Source organism: Candidatus Synchoanobacter obligatus, assembly GCF_024259865.1.
Taxonomy (GTDB): domain Bacteria; phylum Pseudomonadota; class Gammaproteobacteria; order Comchoanobacterales; family Comchoanobacteraceae; genus Synchoanobacter; species Synchoanobacter obligatus.
Map to the genome: position 1 here is coordinate 73,659 of NZ_JAKUDN010000001.1, position 19,256 is coordinate 92,914.

17 protein-coding genes and 1 tRNA gene are annotated in these 19,256 nt (G+C 41.3%); 13 read left to right on the plus strand and 5 right to left on the minus strand.

Translation table 11 applies throughout. From position 1 onward, the window contains the following. Positions 1 to 107: 107 nt before the first annotated feature. The gene (gene rpoD, locus MKS91_RS00360) at positions 108 to 1,787 is read left to right on the plus strand and encodes an RNA polymerase sigma factor RpoD (RefSeq protein ID WP_258568864.1); all 1,680 of its coding nucleotides are present in this window, start codon (positions 108 to 110) and stop codon (positions 1,785 to 1,787) included. Between the two features lie 36 nt (positions 1,788 to 1,823). Here the strand turns inward: rpoD and MKS91_RS00365 are convergent, their stop codons facing one another. Next, positions 1,824 to 2,435 (minus strand): hypothetical protein, encoded by a 612-nt coding sequence (locus MKS91_RS00365; protein ID WP_258568865.1) that lies wholly within the window; start codon positions 2,433 to 2,435, stop codon positions 1,824 to 1,826. Between the two features lie 288 nt (positions 2,436 to 2,723). Between MKS91_RS00365 and MKS91_RS00370 the strand changes: the two genes are divergently transcribed. From MKS91_RS00370 to MKS91_RS00385, 4 genes are all read left to right on the plus strand, one after another. Beyond that, a tRNA-Leu gene (locus tag MKS91_RS00370) sits at positions 2,724 to 2,807 on the plus strand. Between the two features lie 40 nt (positions 2,808 to 2,847). After that, complete coding sequence (gene secD, locus MKS91_RS00375; RefSeq protein ID WP_258568866.1) at positions 2,848 to 5,502, plus strand: protein translocase subunit SecD; 2,655 nt, start codon at positions 2,848 to 2,850, stop codon at positions 5,500 to 5,502. Beyond that, positions 5,499 to 6,245, plus strand: a complete 747-nt coding sequence (locus MKS91_RS00380) for an inositol monophosphatase family protein (protein WP_258568867.1) — start codon at positions 5,499 to 5,501, stop codon at positions 6,243 to 6,245. The genes secD and MKS91_RS00380 overlap by 4 nt, the downstream gene beginning before the upstream one ends. A gap of 3 nt (positions 6,246 to 6,248) precedes the next feature. Then, on the plus strand, positions 6,249 to 6,908 hold the full coding sequence (locus MKS91_RS00385; RefSeq protein WP_258568868.1) for an RNA methyltransferase: 660 nt from the start codon (positions 6,249 to 6,251) through the stop codon (positions 6,906 to 6,908). Between the two features lie 90 nt (positions 6,909 to 6,998). On the opposite strand, the gene MKS91_RS05345 is transcribed toward MKS91_RS00385, so the two are convergent. After that, the gene (locus MKS91_RS05345; RefSeq protein ID WP_425248417.1) at positions 6,999 to 7,142 is read right to left on the minus strand and encodes a hypothetical protein; all 144 of its coding nucleotides are present in this window, start codon (positions 7,140 to 7,142) and stop codon (positions 6,999 to 7,001) included. Then, entirely contained in the window at positions 7,143 to 7,346 is a 204-nt protein-coding gene (locus tag MKS91_RS00390) for an ankyrin repeat domain-containing protein (protein WP_258568869.1), read from the minus strand. 250 nt (positions 7,347 to 7,596) lie between these two features. Between MKS91_RS00390 and MKS91_RS00395 the strand changes: the two genes are divergently transcribed. Together MKS91_RS00395 and MKS91_RS00400 are read left to right on the plus strand one after the other, a co-directional pair. Next, the gene (locus MKS91_RS00395; RefSeq protein ID WP_258568870.1) at positions 7,597 to 8,676 is read left to right on the plus strand and encodes a cysteine desulfurase family protein; all 1,080 of its coding nucleotides are present in this window, start codon (positions 7,597 to 7,599) and stop codon (positions 8,674 to 8,676) included. A 72-nt stretch (positions 8,677 to 8,748) separates the two neighbouring features. Beyond that, on the plus strand, positions 8,749 to 10,593 hold the full coding sequence (locus tag MKS91_RS00400; RefSeq protein ID WP_258568871.1) for a hypothetical protein: 1,845 nt from the start codon (positions 8,749 to 8,751) through the stop codon (positions 10,591 to 10,593). Here the strand turns inward: MKS91_RS00400 and MKS91_RS00405 are convergent, their stop codons facing one another. Both MKS91_RS00405 and MKS91_RS00410 read right to left on the minus strand, forming a co-directional pair. Then, entirely contained in the window at positions 10,594 to 11,010 is a 417-nt protein-coding gene (locus MKS91_RS00405; protein WP_258568872.1) for a hypothetical protein, read from the minus strand. Positions 11,011 to 11,014: 4 nt separating this feature from the next. Continuing rightward, entirely contained in the window at positions 11,015 to 12,058 is a 1,044-nt protein-coding gene (locus tag MKS91_RS00410) for a rod shape-determining protein (protein ID WP_258569128.1), read from the minus strand. A 131-nt stretch (positions 12,059 to 12,189) separates the two neighbouring features. Here MKS91_RS00410 and MKS91_RS00415 point away from each other — a divergent pair, with 131 nt between their 5' ends. Genes MKS91_RS00415 through miaB form a run of 6 tightly spaced genes read left to right on the plus strand, consistent with a single transcriptional unit; the run spans position 12,190 to position 19,221 of the window. Continuing rightward, the gene (locus MKS91_RS00415; RefSeq protein WP_258568873.1) at positions 12,190 to 12,516 is read left to right on the plus strand and encodes an aspartyl/glutamyl-tRNA amidotransferase subunit C; all 327 of its coding nucleotides are present in this window, start codon (positions 12,190 to 12,192) and stop codon (positions 12,514 to 12,516) included. Then, positions 12,509 to 13,978 carry an Asp-tRNA(Asn)/Glu-tRNA(Gln) amidotransferase subunit GatA gene (gene gatA, locus MKS91_RS00420; RefSeq protein ID WP_258568874.1) on the plus strand — a complete coding sequence of 490 codons (1,470 nt, stop codon included), beginning with the start codon at positions 12,509 to 12,511 and terminating at the stop codon, positions 13,976 to 13,978. The genes MKS91_RS00415 and gatA overlap by 8 nt, the downstream gene beginning before the upstream one ends. An 11-nt stretch (positions 13,979 to 13,989) precedes the next feature. After that, positions 13,990 to 15,411 carry an Asp-tRNA(Asn)/Glu-tRNA(Gln) amidotransferase subunit GatB gene (gene gatB, locus MKS91_RS00425; RefSeq protein WP_258568875.1) on the plus strand — a complete coding sequence of 474 codons (1,422 nt, stop codon included), beginning with the start codon at positions 13,990 to 13,992 and terminating at the stop codon, positions 15,409 to 15,411. Continuing rightward, entirely contained in the window at positions 15,404 to 16,663 is a 1,260-nt protein-coding gene (locus MKS91_RS00430) for an MFS transporter (RefSeq protein ID WP_258568876.1), read from the plus strand. Before gatB ends, MKS91_RS00430 begins: the two co-directional genes overlap by 8 nt. Continuing rightward, entirely contained in the window at positions 16,656 to 17,909 is a 1,254-nt protein-coding gene (locus tag MKS91_RS00435) for an MFS transporter (RefSeq protein ID WP_258568877.1), read from the plus strand. The genes MKS91_RS00430 and MKS91_RS00435 overlap by 8 nt, the downstream gene beginning before the upstream one ends. Then, a complete protein-coding gene (gene miaB / locus MKS91_RS00440; protein WP_258568878.1) occupies positions 17,902 to 19,221 on the plus strand; it encodes a tRNA (N6-isopentenyl adenosine(37)-C2)-methylthiotransferase MiaB in 1,320 nt (439 codons plus the stop codon). The genes MKS91_RS00435 and miaB overlap by 8 nt, the downstream gene beginning before the upstream one ends. Positions 19,222 to 19,256 lie beyond the last annotated feature (35 nt).

Here is a 19,256-nt window from a genome sequence, read left to right on the forward strand (position 1 = left end):
TGAACAATGTATTTATTTACCGGCGCTATTGTAAAAAAATGATATTTTACTAGCCAGGGGAGATATTTCATGCTTCAATTCAGTTACATTTCAACTTCATGGGATATATGAGTAATATAGATGGGAATAAGGTAAGCGATAGCAATTACATCTTTGACAAGGAGGCAGAGCACCTCGGTGAGTCACCCTCTTTTGAAGAACAGCCGCCTGAAATTGACGACAAACAAGTACAATCTCGAGTAACTGACCGAGGCGATGACGTGGTATGGCAATATATGCATGCCATGGGTCAAATATCTTTACTTGATCGAGAAACTGAAATCAAGATTGCCAAAGAGATTGAGATTGCAACTCATAAAGTCATGTCTGCACTGAGCCGGTTTCCTTTTGTTACCGCAAATATTCTAGCCATTTATGATGAAATTATTGACGAAGAGAATGACCAGCGTAATGATATTAATTATTTAATTAGTGGCCTTTCAATGCAAGCTGAAGACAGTCAAGAAGCCCAGCCCAGGGAAGACTTACCTGAAGACTCTGATGATAACTCGCTATTTCTTGGACTGGATCTTGAAGCTGTCCATAAACATATGAATCACCTCAAGAACTGCTACCATGACCTCATTGAAGCCATGCATAATAAAGGCAGTGAAGAGGATATCTCTAAAAGAAAAACCGAGCTTTCAAAAGCCTTTACCAAAATAAAATTTTCCAATAGAGTGATTCGAAGCAGTATCCGACAAGTTAAAGAGACCCAAAGCAAAATCAAAGAACTTGATCAAAAATTACTACATATCTTGTCAAAGCAGATAAAAGTACCGAAAAAGCTATTTTTGCCTTATTTAAAGGATAATGCAGAACAAGCAAACTGGGTTGATGCCTTTCTAATTGAACATCCCAAATATCAAAATGACTTTGAAGAGCATCAACACAGTATTCAGCGTGTATACAAAGGCTACAAGCGCATTCAAAGACAATATAATGAATCCGTTACTGAGATCAAAAAAACCATCAAAGTCATCACCCAAGGAGAGCTTCAAACCAGTAAAGCCAAAGATGACATGATTCAAGCCAATCTAAGACTTGTGATCTCTCTGGCAAAGAAATACACCAACAGAGGACTGCAGTTTCTTGATTTAATTCAAGAAGGCAATATTGGCCTTATGAAAGCTGTTGACAAGTTTGAGTACCGTCGTGGGTTTAAATTTTCTACTTATGCTACCTGGTGGATCAAACAGGCGATTACAAGAGCCATTGCAGACCAGGCTAGAACCATTAGAATTCCAGTCCATATGATCGAAACAATAAATAAACTACACCGTCTCCAGCGGGAAATCATGCAAAAATCTGGTAAAGAAGCATCTCTTGAGGAATTAAGCAAACAGATGGATATCCCTGTCGACAAGATTATTAAAATCCTGAAGATCACAGAACCTGTTTCAACTGAAACACCTATTGGCGACAACAAAGAAGATGGTGGATCATTTTTAAGTGAGTTTATTGAGGACAAAACAGAATCCCCAATAGATAAATCCATGAAGTCCGCATTGAAAGAAGCCATTACCGACATGCTTGAAGGATTAACCCCGCGAGAAGCAAAGGTTCTACGTATGCGTTTTGGCATCAACATGAATACTGACCATACATTAGAGGAAGTCGGAAAACAGTTTGACGTCACCCGAGAGAGGATCAGGCAGATTGAAGCGAAAGCACTCCGAAAATTAAAGCACCCGACCCGATCCGAAAAGCTATCAACATTCTTAGACGATATCACATCTGATGATTAAAGCCCCTGGTTCAGCATAACCAGAGGCTATCAATCATCAAATTATCCTGAGAAAAACTTTGTTAGTCCGCTGCCAATGTCTTCTGTGATTTAGTTTTAGCCTCTTTCGCCCTCGAAGCTTGAGCTTCCTTAAAACCCGAAGGCCTAAAGGTGTAAAACTCAGCATAGGCTTCCTTAATGATATTTTTGACCAACACTGAAACTTGCCCGATTCTGATCTGCTGATAAAATTAGATGAGAAATCCACTGAACCAACGGCTTTACACTGAAAACCTGAAGCCAATGTTTGCTTCGGAGCCAACTTTAAATCCGCTAAGCTAGGATGTCTCTTTTCATCCTCCAAACATTGGCCAAATGTCATCTTTGTCCAGAATTGTAGCAATTCTCGTTTACTTGCCGCCAAAATCTGGGCAGCTATCAGTCCTGACGTTATACTTTCAGCAACAATCTCTTTACCCCAGATATTCTGCCACAACCACTCTAATGAGTGTGTTTCTACCACACTGCATAGATCTAATGTGAAAATCTTTAAATCGCTGTAAGATTTTTCAGACGCAGTGTCTAAAAGGTACATCCCAGTAAACTGATTAGCCACTGCTGGCATTTGGGCATTAAAGGATTTTAAATTTCCGCCTGAGAGCTCATCCACCTGACAGGCATCCGTAAATAATTTTGAATTGGGAACAGCGCCTTTCGCCTTAATCTTTGAAAAATCCCTAGGATCCTAAAAAGCATTCAGTCCCCAAGCAGGATGCTGAGAACTCTAAACATGGCCTCAAAAGACAGCACAAGAATGCATTTTGAGACGACAAACCTTGAGAGCTATCTACCAGCCATCGTGAATAACGAATCCACTCAGGAGCACCGGTAAATTTTCAATAATATCATGAAATTCCCTTGCACAATAAATATGGTTCTGATATATTTAGTTTTATTTGCCGGAGTGGCGAAATTGGTAGACGCGCTAGACTCAAAATCTTGTAGGGTTTTCCCTGTGTCGGTTCGAGTCCGACCTCCGGTAATTTAAATACTATGTTCTACCATAGCCATCGGAGAGTTGAATGCAGCAAAGAATAATCAATACAAGACTTTTTGGAATTGTTTGTGCCATCATTATCTCTTTTTTCTTTGCACTCCCAAATTTGTTTCCTGATATACCGACTATCATTATCAATAATAGTGATGCAACAGAACTACAGCGGATTGAACAACATCTACTAGAGGGCAACATCGCCCATACTTGGGCATCAACACAGCATGTACAATTTACCAGTGTTGATGAACAAATGAAGGCAAGAGATTATCTGAACAACTTCGTTGCTCCTGATACTGAGCTGACACTTAACCTTGAGAAGAATACCCCAAGCTGGCTACAGAGCTTGGGCGCTCATGCCATGAAGCTTGGACTGGATTTACAAGGGGGTATACACTTTTTATTGGAAGTTGATACATCACATATTGAAAAAAACAAAGACAATAGCACTCACCAGCAAATAAAAGACCATCTCAAAACACACAAGATTCGTTATACCGAGATGACTGAGTTGGATAGTGGCACACTTGAGATTCAATTTTTAAATGAATCTCATGCCGCAAAAGCTTTAGAGGCACTTAATGTCTATAGTGAACGCTACCATCTAGAAGAGCCGCAATCAAAAACATTATCACTCACAAAGCACAAACTAGATGATGATGCAGCAAGTTATGCCGTCAATCAAACCATCCACTCGCTTGAAAAACGAATCAATGAACTTGGTATCAGTGAAGCCACCATACAAAGACAAGGAACCCACCATATCAGCATTGACCTTCCAGGGGTCCAAGACATTGTCTATGCAAAGAAAATCATTGGGAAAACTGCAACTTTAAGATTTCAAATGGTTGCAAACCAATCGACAGGAGAACAGAGCATTCCAAATAGCGAAGGCATACCAATCCCCCTTGAGCCCAATATTGTCCTATCAGGGCAATCAATTTCATTTGCACATGCTAAGATATCAGAAGGCCAACCTCTGGTAGAAATTCGTCTTGATGGCCAAGCCGATGACTTTTATCAAACAACCACAGAGCGTGTGGGTGATCGCTTGGCAGTCATTTATAGCGAAACCCAAAATGATGCATTAATTGAGAAAGTGATCAGTGCGCCTGTGATTAAGCAGCCCTTGGCTGACAACTTTGTCATTCAAGGATCCGGTTCTATCCAAGAGGCGAAAGACCTTGCGTTACTACTGCGCTCAGGTGCTCTTGCTGCTCCTGTGAAGTTTGTTGAAGAAACAACCATTGGGCCCTCACTCGGAAATGACAATATAACCAAAGGTATTGTATCTTTGGCCGTTGGCAGTAGTATCATCTTTATCTTCATGGCTTACTATTATAGGGTATTTGGTCTAATTGCGAATATGGCCCTGGTTCTGAACATTGTGATGATTGTGGCTATTTTATCACTAATGGGGGCAACATTAACCCTTCCCGGTATTGCTGGTATTGTCTTATCGGTTGGGATGGCTGTTGATGCCAATGTCCTCATTAACGAACGTATTCGAGAGGAGCACAGTGCCGGACTTGGACTGCGCGAAGCAGTTAAAACAGGGTATGACAAAGCCCTATCTGCCATTGTTGATGCTAACATTACAACACTACTTGTTACCTTGGTTTTATTTAGCCTAGGATCAGGCGCGGTGAAAGGATTTGCCATCACAACCTGCATGGGGATCTTATCATCTATCTTTACCTCTGTTATTGTTACCCAAGCGTTTACTGATAGTTTTATAAAACTGGGCTGGATTCAAAACGTTTCATTGTCTCATGACTGGTTCAAACATGTACCTAGAATTGATTTCATGGGGCTAAGCCGACAGGCTTTTGGCTTTTCTACCGTATTGCTTATCTCTTGTTTAATGATTTTGCCATTAAAAGGCATCCACCTTGGCTTAGACTTTACTGGTGGTCAGCAGCTAACTTTAACAACAAATGATCAAACAACGGCGGAAGATGTGAGACACGCACTCTCTATTATTGGTGCAGAGCAGTCTCAAGTTCAAACCTATGGCTCTAGCCAAACGTATATGATAAAAATTGGGCACTCTGAGTCTGCTGTTTCAAGCACTGCAGAGAAACTAACCCAACTACTACCCGGAAGTAACGTGCTACAAGCTGAATTTATTGGTCCGCAGGTAGGATCATCGATGCTTACAAATAGTGTCATAGCCGTTTTGGTAGCCCTAGGGGTCACCATGTTATATGTTGCCATGCGCTTTGAGTACCGTTTTGCAATGAGTGCCATTGTCTCCCTTATTCATGATCCTATCTTAATATTGGGCATATTCTCGCTAACACAGATTGAATTTAATCTCATTGCACTGGCAGCCATGCTCACCATACTGGGATACTCCATTAACGATACGATCGTGGTCTACGACAGAGTGAGGGAAAGCTTTATGACCAGCTTAAATCTGAGTACAGAAGAAGTCATCAATGATGCTATTAACCAAACATTATCTCGAACCGTGCTCACATCTTGCTTGACACTTGCTGTTGTGATGGCACTTTACTGCTTTGGTGGTGACTATTTACACGGCTTCTCACTGTCATTAGCCATTGGAATTATTATTGGTACCTACTCATCAATCTACATTGCTGGCTCAATGGCTGTGAAACTTGGGCTAAAAAGAGATGATTTGATACAACAACCTGCTGAAACTGGAGAATTATTATGAACCACCATGCCTTACTGAATACTGCGTTTAAAGAGGTTAGGCAATGTTGCCAACACATTTTGCAAGGGTACGATCGACTAAATTCGGCCAAACCCTCAAAAGAGGATAGAGAACAATTCATTTCATCTATCGATGCCGATGTCCAGCATGTGCTGATCAGCCAACTAAAAGAATACTACCCTACGCATAAATTTGTCGCTGAAGAGCCCAGTTCTGAAGCATCGCAACAACTACCCGAGCATGACAATGTGTGGGTTATTGATCCTATTGATGGTAGCAATAACTATATGCACCACATTCCATTCTTTGCAGTCTCAATTTGTTACTACTCACAAGGTGAAGCCAAAGCAGCTTTGGTTTATGACCCTATAAATGATGAATTATTTACTGCTATCGAAGGTAAAGGCGCTCTACTTAATCAACGCAGAATATACAGCAGTCATTGTAAAGAGCTCTCAGAGGCTGTTTGTGGTATTGAAGGCCGCTCAGGGCATCACCAAAATATTGAAAGCCAGGTTAGAACAACCAGAAAGCTTGGCTGTACATCGCTGACACTATGCTACGCTGCTTGTGGTCGCTTTGACCTGAGTGTTTGTGAGAAACCTCACTTATGGGATATCGCTGCAGGACTTCTCATTGCAAAAGAGGCTGGATTGGTTCTATACAATGAGGCAAAAGAAGATTATCAATTGGATGATGCATACTTATATACCTCAACATTATCATTAAAAAAGCAAGTTTAAGCCATGCCTATTACCATTGTTCTAGAACACACGTCTCATCCTGGCAATATTGGCGCATGCGCTAGAGCCATGCACACGATGGGAATTGAGCACCTCACCTTACTCAACCCCTGCGAGATAACTGAAGAGGCTTATGTTCGTGCCCGCAGTGGTAAGGCTATTTTAGAACAAGCCACCATTATCAGCTCTGCCAAGGAGCTGGGGCACTATCATGCAATCTATGGCACCACAAGTCGCCATCGATCATTACACCTACCTGTTTACTCCTCAAGGGCAATTGGGCCCATGATAGGCCAAGAAGCACATTTAAATGTAGCGATACTCTTTGGCAATGAGACCAATGGCTTAAGTAATGAGCTTTTACACCTATGCCAAGCAATTATTGAGATACCTGCAACAAAAGGCAACTCTCTTAACTTATCTCATGCCGTCCAAATTATTTGTTATGAGCTATCACAAACACCTGTGCAAACCTCTGAGGATGTATACGCAACACTATCAGATAGGCTCAAATTCTTAGCCTGGCTAGAACAATACCACCAAGATACCGACTTTTTATTACCACATACGCTAACACGCATTCAAAACATCACCAACAAAGCCAAACTGACTCCAGAAGAGCTTAGGCTCCTTTATAGTCTTGTGTCAGCCTCAAAAAGCTAAAGTCCTGGGCGCAGGAGAAGCTCGGTAGTCTAAATATCTAAGTTACGCCTCAGTTAATACCTTTTTGAATCCCTCACGCTGATCCGTTTTTTAGAGAAAAACTTGCAATAGCTGCTTGGCGTTAGCATCAATATCTGCACCCTGCCTCACTAACTCATAAATAATATTAATGTTTGGCTTTTGAACAGCTATTTGTAAGGCCGTGATCCCCTTTTTCTTAGAGGAAATATCCAATTATGCACCATGTTCGACCAACCTCCTAACAGTATGATGATGCCCTACAGCAACAGCATACATTAATGGTATCATGTTCCCCTCTTCATTCTGATAATTGATGAAATCTACAAAATAGTTGAGATTATATGGAGAATAACTGACGTTACCAGACAACCTCCTATCATAAAGAGCATTAAACTTATCCAAAATATGCGCAACCACTTTGATGCATTGAAACCAATGGCATAATGACGCATATTGCCGCCGGTACCAATTTTTGAGAAAACTTGGTTTTCATTTAAGTAACGAATAAATTCATCAAGTGTCATACTTCTCTACTTTTGTTGTCTGACTTATATTAACTAGGATCCGGCAATCTGTTCATAGAAAGTCCAAGAACAAACCCGTCAAAAATTACATCATGGTATTGAAAACCAATAAATTTAATACTATAATGGTTTCATTTTAACCTATGATTTATTTAGATTATGCTGCATCAACCCCTTTGCATCCTGAGCTTCAGGACATGCTGCCTGATGTGTTTTTAAAAACCGGGAATGCACAATCTCAGCAAATGAATCAGATCCACCAAAAGATTATTGAGGCAAAACAAAAAATTTGTCAATACTTTCATGGCAACCCTGATCGACTCTTTATGACATCTGGTGCCACAGAATCCATCAATACTGCCCTTATTGGTGCTGCCAACTTTTATTCACGAAGTGGAAAACACCTGATCACCTTTGAAACAGAGCACCAAGCTGTTTTAAAAACATTTCATTACCTAAAGACCCAAGGGTTTGAGATTAGTATTCTACCTGTACTTCCCCATGGTGAGATTGATATCACGCGTTTAAAACAGGAGATTCGGCCTGATACGACACTCATTTCACTCAACCATCTATGTAATGAAACAGGATTGATACATAATCTAACCCCCTTACAAGCAATAAGACAAGAAACCGGGGTCATGCTTCACCTAGATGCATGCCAGAGTATTGGAAAATCTGAGCTTGATCTCAGAAAGACTCCTATAGACTTCATGAGTTTATCGGCCCATAAATCTTATGGACCACAAGGCGTTGGCGCACTGTATCTTGCGGAAAACAGGCATGTGCAGCCCATAATCCATGGAAGCCACCCAGTTAGAAGTGGGACCATATCTCATGCGCTTACCACATTAATGGGTGCATCATATGCCATAGCAAAACGAGATTATGTTACTAACCAGGAGTATATTAATCATTTAAGACAATTATTTTTGTCTCAATTATCTGTTGAATTTTATGCTCATGAACAACATGGTGCCCCCCATATTATTAACATTTGTTTTCCAAATGCCACGGCAGATGCAGTAAATCATATTCAAAAGCACATTGCGTGCCAAACCAGCTCAGCGTGCTTTAAAGGGGCCGCCTCACATGTATTGACTGCACGGAGAATACCACTACATCATATCCTGCGCAGTATTCGATTTTCTCTGGGAGTTACAACAACCGAGGATGACATATCTCAAGCTTGCAATATCATTAACCGACTCATGACCAAGTAATATCATGATCTTTCGGCTTGCAACATAAAAGTAGCACTGATAAGATCAAACCAGGTTAGGATAGAGAGCAATATGGAAATTGAAACGGTAAAAAGCAATCTGGCTAGTTATTTAGGATTTGGCTCAACTTATCAAAGTATTATTGAAGCGATTATCTATACTGTCATTAAAGATAGTACAGAGCTTAACTTAACCTCTCCTGCTAATCTTACGTTCAGTAGGAAAGATGAAACTGTTTCCTATATGAGAAATGACTCTCCTAGACCTACCCAACTAACAACCCCCATTAAAGGGATGGATCTAGCCAAGATATTAACAGAAAGTGAATTGAGTATTCTACAAAAATTTCTTGATGAAAAAATCCAAATTGTTGTTTGGAAAAAAGACCGTAGTCAATATGTTTTTCAAAACCCTACTTTAGACAAAAGCCTTCATGCTGTTGTATCAGATTTTGCAAAAACATTTAAGTTCTTACTCAGCCACTATATTTATTTCCACGCGTTATCCACTGAAGCAGAGTTTGCCCCCCAACAATATGCTCAAATTGCCTGGATCTTACGCGAAGACCCTTTACTCAATCAACAAGTATTAAAACAAGTGAGTATCCTGTCAAAATCTTCGTGTGAGCGCTCCCCCAATGCCCTTTCTGGAAAGAGAGCTTTACACAAAATAGTATGCGATGATCTTTTATGGACTTGGGAAAGCCCGATAAAGATCCACCCTGCTGCCAGCTCATACGCCACACACCTTGCATTTCAAAAAGTTGATGCAAGTATTTATAAAAACTATATCTTTTATATTCAAAGTGGCGGACATGTTCAGATGCTCATTAAACAAGGCACTGACTCTGCTCACGAATATGAAAAAATTAAAAAAAACCCGGCAACATTTCCCACACATGCACAATACCTTAATTTCAAAGGCCATACAGACACAGCTGGACAAAAAGCAGATATTAAAAAATTGATACCCAGAAGATTGCTGCGTGATCAAGAAGAGACAATGAAGGAGCTCAATGACGTTATCATACAGGCTATTAATGCAAGCGCATCATTCAAAAGAGCGCACAGTAGCACACAATCTGCCGCACTTACCCTTTATTTATTTAACAAAAACTTCAAAAGGTTTCTTGCACAGCGTCATGCAGTACAGCTAACTCACAAACTCAGCACCAACAGTGGCTGGGACCCTATCCCAGACCCCCAAGAAGCCATAGAATATATCGAGAAAACGCTGACAATTGAGGTACCATCTTTATGTAATAAGGCATTTATCTCTGAGGAGGCTGCCGGAATTTCTAGCACTTTTAGTGCATACTGGGCGCTTAAAGGTGATAGAAAAACATTTCAAATCTTACATGATGCTATTTCAAATATCATAGAAAAAGCAAAGCCTCAAAGTAACGTGACACAAGAAGATCTGGAAACAATATTGGGCACACTGCCACTAATAACATGTTTTGATGACAGTCCATCTGAAATGGTTCAAACATTAATCACCGAACTAAACGTGCTTATTACAAAGCATCAGAAAAAGCTCTATAACACATACCATGAGGGTATTGGTTTTCAGAGACATTTTGTATCAAGCCTCTCCAAAGCCATTGCCAATAGCAAAGCTAGCGGCTATTCGGTCGATATTGGCCATAGCTTATTAGACATCATTTTAAGCGTCCAACGCACAACAAAAACAGACGCCCTGTGGTGTATTTGTAGCTTGTTTACGCGAGCAAAGGCATTGACTGCTGAAGGCAAGTCTATAGCATTGGATACATATACACGGGAGAATGGATTGTTATCATGGGAGCATGCTGCACCCACCGCAAAACTCCAGCCTCCTGCAGGAGACTCTGAACATGCCTTTAATACTTTCAGATCAGCTGGAAAGCGAGTGACAATCTTACCCACGGTAAATTAACTATGTGACACACTCTGCATCTTCTACGAGTATGGTTGCGTAGAGATCGTCTGTATTATATCCTACTTGAGTAATCACACCCAATTTAATATCTGCATCACAGAGTTTATCAATCCCCGTTGTATACACCGATTGACAACGTTTTAATTGGTGATAGGGGTCTACAAAACAGAGTCCATACGTGGTATCTGATATCTTTTTAGCCAAATAGTAATAACGATTGTCAACAGCAACCGAAACCAGCATGTCCTTCGTAATCCCTGACTCACTTTTCTGCACAACGGGTACGTCAGAGCTATTATTTTCAGCCGATTTGTGCATATAGACCATTGGCCTCACTACCAATAACATCACGGAGCATACCACCATCAACAACAGTACTTTTTTACGTAGCGATAAACGACGGCGTTTAAACAATGGCCTACTCCGTTGTCAAAATATCCGTACCATACTCATGTAACATATCGATAATCTTAGCACCACCTCTTGCGACACATGTTAATGGGTCATCTGCCAACATCACAGGCAAACCTGTTTCTTCAGCGATCAAACGGTCAATATCGCGCAATAATGCGCCACCACCTGTGAGCATCAATCCGCGTTCTTCAATATCAGCAGACAGTTCAGGGGGGGCTTGCTCTAATGCTGCACGTATGGCATCAATGATACCAGCCAAAGGCTCTTGTAGTGCCTCTAAAACATGCGTACTATTGATCACAAAGCTGCATGGGACACACTCAGTCATACTTCTCCCTGAAACCTGCAGTTCTTTGATATCATCAACAGGAAAAGCTGTTCCAATGGTTCTTTTTATCTTTTCGGCAGTAATCTCACCAATGAGGCAAGCAAACTTCTTTCTCACATAACTAATAATCATCTCATCAAACTTGTCACCGCCAATGCGAACACTTTGGGCATATACAATACCATTTAATGAAATAATCGCGATCTCGGATGTACCGCCACCAATATCAACTACCATAGACCCACTGGCAGATTCAACGGGTAAGTTAGCACCAATGGCTGCTGCCATCGGCTCATCAACCAAATAGACATTCCCTGCCCCGGCACCAATAGCTGACTCTTTTATCGCCCGTCGCTCAACCTGTGTTGCACCATAAGGCACGCATATAACGACCTCTGGACGAAACCATCTAGCGGGAAATTGGGTTGGCATGACCTGTTGTAAAAAGTATTTCAGCATTTCTTCGGTCACTTGAAAATCTGCAATAACACCATGCTGTAGTGGCCGCTTAACATCCATACCCACAGGCGTCCTACCAACCATTCTTTTAGCGGCTGTACCAACAGCGCAAACTTTCTTCTCCCCAGTGTAGGCAGTTGATTTTACCGCGACAACAGATGGTTCATTTAAGAGAACGTCTCCTGTTTTTGCACAAACCAATAGGGTGTTGTATGTTCCCAAATCAACAGAATAGGTCTTCCTGGGGGTTTCCCAGGGCATGTTCCAAAATCGAAAACGTTGCATTTCCTTCTCCACTTCGATCCATCTTAACCCTAATCTATATCAAATATTGAGTTGACACAAACATTAATATGACTATTATAAAGGTACATATGTAATGGGCACTTATTATGACAGAACTGAATAGCACAGATCAAAATATATGTAATGACATGGTCACAAAAATCGCTAAACTTGCAAGACTAAGACTCACCGCCCAAGAGGCTACTGATTATCAAGAAAACTTCACGGAACTCATTAATTTGTTTCATGAACTTGACGATCTTGATATGACATTAAGCAGCACAACGAACAGGCTATTAACCAATGCTCAGGATTGCCGCTCTGATTCACCAGAGCTAACGGATATGTCTCAGCTATCCAAAGCCTCTCCACATTTTAATTCAGAGACGAAATACTTCGACGTTCCACAATTTATTGAGTACGATAATGAATAAACCGTTACACAACCATACTGTTCAGGAGTTGTCCGACTTGGTGCAATCTAAAAAAGTAACACCTACTGAACTTGTGAATACTTTTCATGAAAGAATTGAGCACTATGATCAAGATATCAATGCTTTTGTGCATACCAACAAAGAGATCTCATTACAGCAGGCCAAACTTGCTGAGGAAGCCCTTGCTTCAGGAAACAGTTCTCCTCTAACAGGAATCCCCATTGGTCACAAAGATATCTTCTGTACACACGACATGCCCACCACTTGTGGTTCTAAAGTTTTAAAAGACTTTGTTGCAACTTATGATGCGACTGTTATCACAAAAAGTCGTGAACATGGCTTGATCACATTGGGCAAACTCAATATGGATGAATTTGCCATGGGATCCACCAACCAAACCAGTGCCTGGGGTGCTGTTCAAAACCCCTGGAACCCTGAACACTGTCCTGGGGGCTCATCAGGTGGTTCCGCCGCTGCTGTTGCAGCCAGACTTGCGCCTTGCGCCACCGGCACGGATACTGGTGGGTCCATTCGCCAGCCTGCTGCATTCACGGGCATTACTGGTATCAAGCCTTCTTATGGGCGCATATCACGTTATGGCATGATTGCTTTTGCATCAAGCTTAGATCAAGCAGGCCCCATGACGCAAACTGCATATGATGCTGCCATGCTTCTTAACGCTATGTGTGGACAAGACCCTCATGACATGACAACATCTAACGTACCCTGTCCAGACTTTACAGCATCAATATCTCAACCCATAACCGGCTTAAAAATTGGTATTCCTGAAGAATATTTTGGTTCAGGTCTCGATGCTGAATGTGAAGAAAAAATACAATCTGCTATTTCTGCATTGCAAAAACTAGGAGCGGAGATTGTCCCGATCCACCTGGAAAACCTCAAGTACGCCATACCCACATATTATTTGCTAGCGCCTATTGAGTGTGCTTCAAACTTAGCTCGATTTGATGGTGTACACTATGGCTACCGTGAGGACCAAACAAACAATATTCAAGACATGTATGAGTTAAGTCGTGAAAACAGCTTTGGAGATGAAGTAAAACGTCGTATCTTAGTTGGGACATTTGCGTCATCTGGTTCATACTCTGATGAATATTATAAAAAAGCCCTGCAAGCGAAGAACATCATTCGCAATGATTATAAAAAAGCGTTTCTTGATGTCGATGTGATCTTAACCCCCACGACAACATCTACTGCATTCAATATGACCAACAACATCATGACCCCTCAACAGATGTACTTATCTGATATATATACTGTATCGGTTAATCTTGCGGGTCTTCCCGGTATCTCTTTCCCTGTTGGTTTTTCTCAAAATGGATTGCCCATCGGGGCACAGCTCATTGGAAAACGATTTTGTGAAGATACCATCCTCCGTATTACACATGCCTACCAACAAGTAACAGATTGGCATACGCAATACCCTGATAGCTTTAAATAAAGGAGCTCAACATGCAAATTGTTGCAGGCATAGAAATCCATATCCAACTACAGACAAAGACAAAAGCATTTTCTGCAAGCCCTATTGGCTTTGGCGGTTCTCCCAATGAGCGAGCATCCGCTATTGATATCGGTATGCCCGGTACGCTTCCTGTTGTGAATAAAGAAATGTTGTCTCAAGCAATCATGCTGGGCACTTGGTTAAACAGCAAGATTAATGCCCTAAATACCTTTGCTCGTAAGCACTATTTTTATCCTGACCTGCCTAAAGGTTACCAAATCACACAAGATGAAAACCCTATTCTTACCGGTGGATACTTAGAGTATGAGGTTAAGGGTGAGACAAAGCGCTGTGAGCTACACCATGCTCACTTAGAAGAAGATGCCGGAAAGTCAGTACATGGATACAAGCATGGCATCAGTGGCGTCGATTTAAATAGAGCCGGTCAACCTTTGCTAGAAATTGTAACAGAACCTTGCTTGAACAATATTGATGAAATCATTGCGTTCCTCAAAAGAATGCATAGCATTGTCACCTATCTTGGCATTTGTGATGGCAACATGCAGGAAGGTTCATTCCGTTGTGATGTCAATGTTTCTATTCGAAAAGATGAACATGCACCACTTGGAACCCGCGTTGAGCTCAAAAACATGAACTCGTTTAAATTTATCCAAAAAGCACTAGAGTTTGAAATTAGTCGCCAAACAGATCTTTTGGAAGACGGCAAGAAGATTGTTCAGGAGACTAGACAATATAACGAAAAAACAGGTAAAACCGAAAGCATGAGGGACAAAGAAACCGCTCAAGATTATCGCTATTTTAAAGACCCAGACATACCTGCTGTTTGGATTGATGATGCATTTATCGCAGAAGCTGTTGCTAGGCTTCCTGAATCACCCACTGACCGACTGGAACAGTACGTCTCATTGGGGGTACCAAAGACAGAGGCTACAATTATCGCTTACAACAAACCTATGGGAGATTATCTCGCATACTTAATCCAACAGGACCTGGATCCAAAATTAGCCAGCAACTGGCTTCTTGGCCCAGTATCTGAGCACGCCAACAAAGAAGGACTGCTTTTTAATGCCTTACCCATTTCTGCAAAAGAACTTGCTGAACTTTTAACAGCCCTACGTGACGATATCGTCTCTTCTAAAATGGCAAAAGAGGTCTTCGGCTTTATGTGGACAGAGCAGAAAAGTGCTGCTACCATTATTGAAGAGAAAGGTCTCAAACAATTGACCAATGAGGACGAGATTGCTGGAATTATTATGGACATTATCCAAAATAACCCTTCACAAGTTGACGCATATCGTAACGGCAAAGATAAACTCTTTGGATTTTTTGTTGGGCAAGCCATGAAAGCAACCAAAGGACAAGCCAATCCAGCATTACTAAACAAAATTTTAAAGGACAAGCTCAATGCTTAGACACCAAAAAAACTCATTACTGGGTGGGCTAGGCTGGTTTATTGCTTCTGCTTTTTATGGGTATCAAGCAGCCATTAAAGCCATGGTTGTGACGCTGTCAGATCAGATGATGGCGGATTATAGTATCGGGCTATCACAGTTCGCCATGGTCACCACAGCATATGCGATTGGATATGCAGCGATGCAAATCCCTGTTGGAATCGGACTTGATCACTTTTCTCTTAAAAAAATGATGACCTCGGCCATTGGAACTTTTGCTGTTTGCTGCTTTTGCCTGTCACTCACAAACCACTATCTTGTGATACTCATGCTAAGATTTATCATGGGGATTTCAGCAGCTGCGTCTGTCCTTGGCGCCTTTAAGGTATGTGCAGAATGGTTTGATAGCAATATGTTTGCAACCCTATCCGGCTTGACAGTGACTTTAGGATTCTTAACTGGTGTGTTAGGGAACAAACCTGTATTGTACCTTAGCTCAATTTACTCAATTCAAGAAATATTTTTTGGCCTTGGCATCTTTGGTATCCTCTTAGCCTTTGCTGCCTTTGTTTTTATCAAGAACTTTGAACCCATCAAAGCCAAACCCTTAAGAACAAAGCAGCTTCTCAATGACATTTCAGAAATCAGCTGCAATAAGAAAAGCTTGGTTCTTATTTTTTATGCCATGCTGGTTTACACCCCGATGCTCATTCTTAATGAAACGTATGGCGCGATTTTTTTCAAAACCTACTTTGGTTATGATGCCAACAATACTGCAGACATCCTAAGTGCGATCCTCATTACCAGTGCCATTGCTGCTCCTTTGCTGGGCTGGATTAGTGACCGCTCAGGAAAGCGGCGACCCATTATTGTTCTTGCACCTATTATTGTTTTGGTCTGCCTACTCATGATTTTATTTCGTGTTGATTTGCTTGCGGGTGATTATTCTATCCTTATAACGGCACTTCTGTGCATCGTCTTTAGCGCCATGACCTGGGGATTCCTACTATCCTACAGTGTCTTTAAAGAAACCCACTCATCCCATGTCGTCTCCACTGGCTTGGGTATGATGAATAGTATTAATATGTTAGGGGGAATTATCATCGTCCCGATTATTGGACAACTCATGGAGGCGCTCCCCAACCTGTATCCAAGCCTTACTTCACAAGACATCTACTTTTATGCCTTTTTATCACTACCTTTAATTATTCTTTCTACACTTCCCTTATTAAGGCACATTCCTGAAACCAACTGCCGGTCACTCTATGATTAAATCACACGCAAAAAAGCAATCCCCAGCTCCTATAGTTATTGGATGGATTGTCACTACCGCTGTTATTTTGTTTTATGCTTATGAGTACCTGCTGCGGCTTGCACCATCCCCTATGTATGACTACTTTGCAACCCAGTTCCATGCGACAGCATACCAAATTGGACTGATTGACAGTGCATACTATTGGGCATATATCCCCATGCAGATCCTTGTTGGCACCATTATGGATATCCTAGGTGTTAGAAAACCCATGTTCCTCGCTGTTTTGTCTTGTATTGCAGGAACTTTCTTATACAGCTTACCCCATAGTTTGACTTTAGTTCTGCTTGGTAGGATGCTCATAGGGTTCGGCTCATCATTTGGCTTTGTGGCTGTTCTTAAAACTGCCACATTGTGGCTCCCAAAAAGACTGTTCCCTCTTGCTGTGGGCATCGCAACGTCCATGGGCATGCTTGGCGCTATTTCTGGCATCTCTGGAATTAGCATATTAATTAATATATTCGATATTGAAACCACGCTACAAATCACACTTGGCATCGGTTTTGCCATCTTCGCCATTACCTATTTATGTGTATACGATAAAAAATCTAGAGCACGCCGGTCTCATACAAAAAAACGTATTAAGATTGTTGAACAAACACTGTCCAATGTTCTTTCTAATCCACAAATATGGTTAGCAGGTACAATTGGCCTTGCATTATACCTCCCTACCCAAATTTTTGGCTTATGGGGAATCCCTTATTTTGAGCATGTCCACGATATGTCACGAGCAACTGCTTTGAAAGTGTCTCCGTTAATTCTATGGGGATGGTTGGTAGGAGGTCCATTGGTTGGTATTCTTTGTGACTATGTCAAAAACAGACGCATGATCTTAATTACTGGTTCGTTTTTAACATTTTCAACACTGGCGCTGCTGCTCTACATGCCCATGACTCAGCTCAATCATATCATTCCTGCCATGTTCTTTATGGGAGTTTTTAGCTCTGTGCAAATTCTAGTTTTTGATATCGCAGCAAGCTCCTCCAAACGCTCACAAGCTGGAACTGCTGTTGCTGTCACCAATATGATTATTATGCTTGGTGGTGCAATCCAGCCATTTATTGGCAGCTTAATTGAAAGCATGTCTACCGATGGGGCGCTATTTAGTGCAGAAGGTTTCAATCATGCCTTTCTTATAATGCCCATTACTTGCTTATTGGCATTCTTTTTAACATTTTTATTAAAAGACCTTCCTAGCCATGACTAAAAAACTCTATATCGAAACCCATGGCTGTCAAATGAATGTGGCTGATTCTCAAACCATCGTAGACTCGTTAAGAGAATCATTCGATATTACGGAAACATCCAACCCTGATGAATCTGACATTATGGTTATGAATACCTGCTCAGTACGAGAAAAACCTCAAGAAAAAGTATTTTCTGAACTTGGCAGATGGCGGGCAGTAAAGGAAAAAAGGCCTGGCGTTATTATCGCTGTTGGCGGATGTGTTGCTAGCCAAGAAGGCGAAAATATTATTAAAAGAGCCCCGTATGTTGATATCATCTTTGGCCCACAAACACTGCATAGACTTCCTAAGCTCATCGCATCACATTGCCATAGCAATCAGCCTATTATTGACATCTCATTCCCAGAACATGAAAAGTTTGACCAAGCACCCAGTAGACAAAGCCGAAGCCCAGCAGCTTTTGTATCGATTATGGAAGGCTGTAGCAAATACTGCTCTTTTTGCATTGTACCCTATACTCGTGGAGACGAGTTTAGTAAAGCATTTGAGCTTGTTATCAAAGAATGTCAACTGCTTGCAAAAAAAGGTGTGAAAGAAATCAATTTCCTTGGACAAAATGTTAATGACTACCAATCAAGCTTTCAAGGCAACACCATTCGCTTGGCAGATTTAATCCAATATGTTGCTTCCTTAGACGGCATTGAGCGGATTCGCTACACCACCTCGCACCCACAGGCCTTCTCTCAAGATCTCATAGATGCTTATGAGCACGTTCCTGAACTAACCTCTCACCTACACTTACCCGTTCAAAGCGGGTCAAACAGGATACTTCGGGAAATGAAGCGAGGTTATGAAGTAGAATTATTTGAGGAACAAGTCGCGAAACTACGCGCCATTCGCCCCAATATCTGTATTTCAACTGACTTGATTATTGGCTTTCCTGGGGAGTCGCATGAAGACTTTATGGAAACAGTGTCTCTAATCAAAAGAATCAAATTTGACCACTCGTTTAGCTTCATCTACTCAAAACGCCCAGGAACACCTGCTGCTGACCTACCCGACCCTATTTCTGAAGAAGAAAAAAAAGAACGTCTCAAAATTGTACAATCACTCATTCAGGATCAAGCCGATGAAATCAGCCAGGGGATGATTGGAAAAACTGAATATGTGCTATTTGAAAATATTTCTAAAAAATCTTCTGGTGAAGTTTGTGGTCGTACTGAGAATTGCCGCTACGTTAATGCTCCAGGAGACTCTTCTTTAATTGGTAAAATTCTTCCTGTTAGGATTCTAAGTGCCAATAGGCACTTTTTAAAAGGTGTGCTCGTATAGCACCATACTTGACTTCTCAAGCTATGCATTATAAT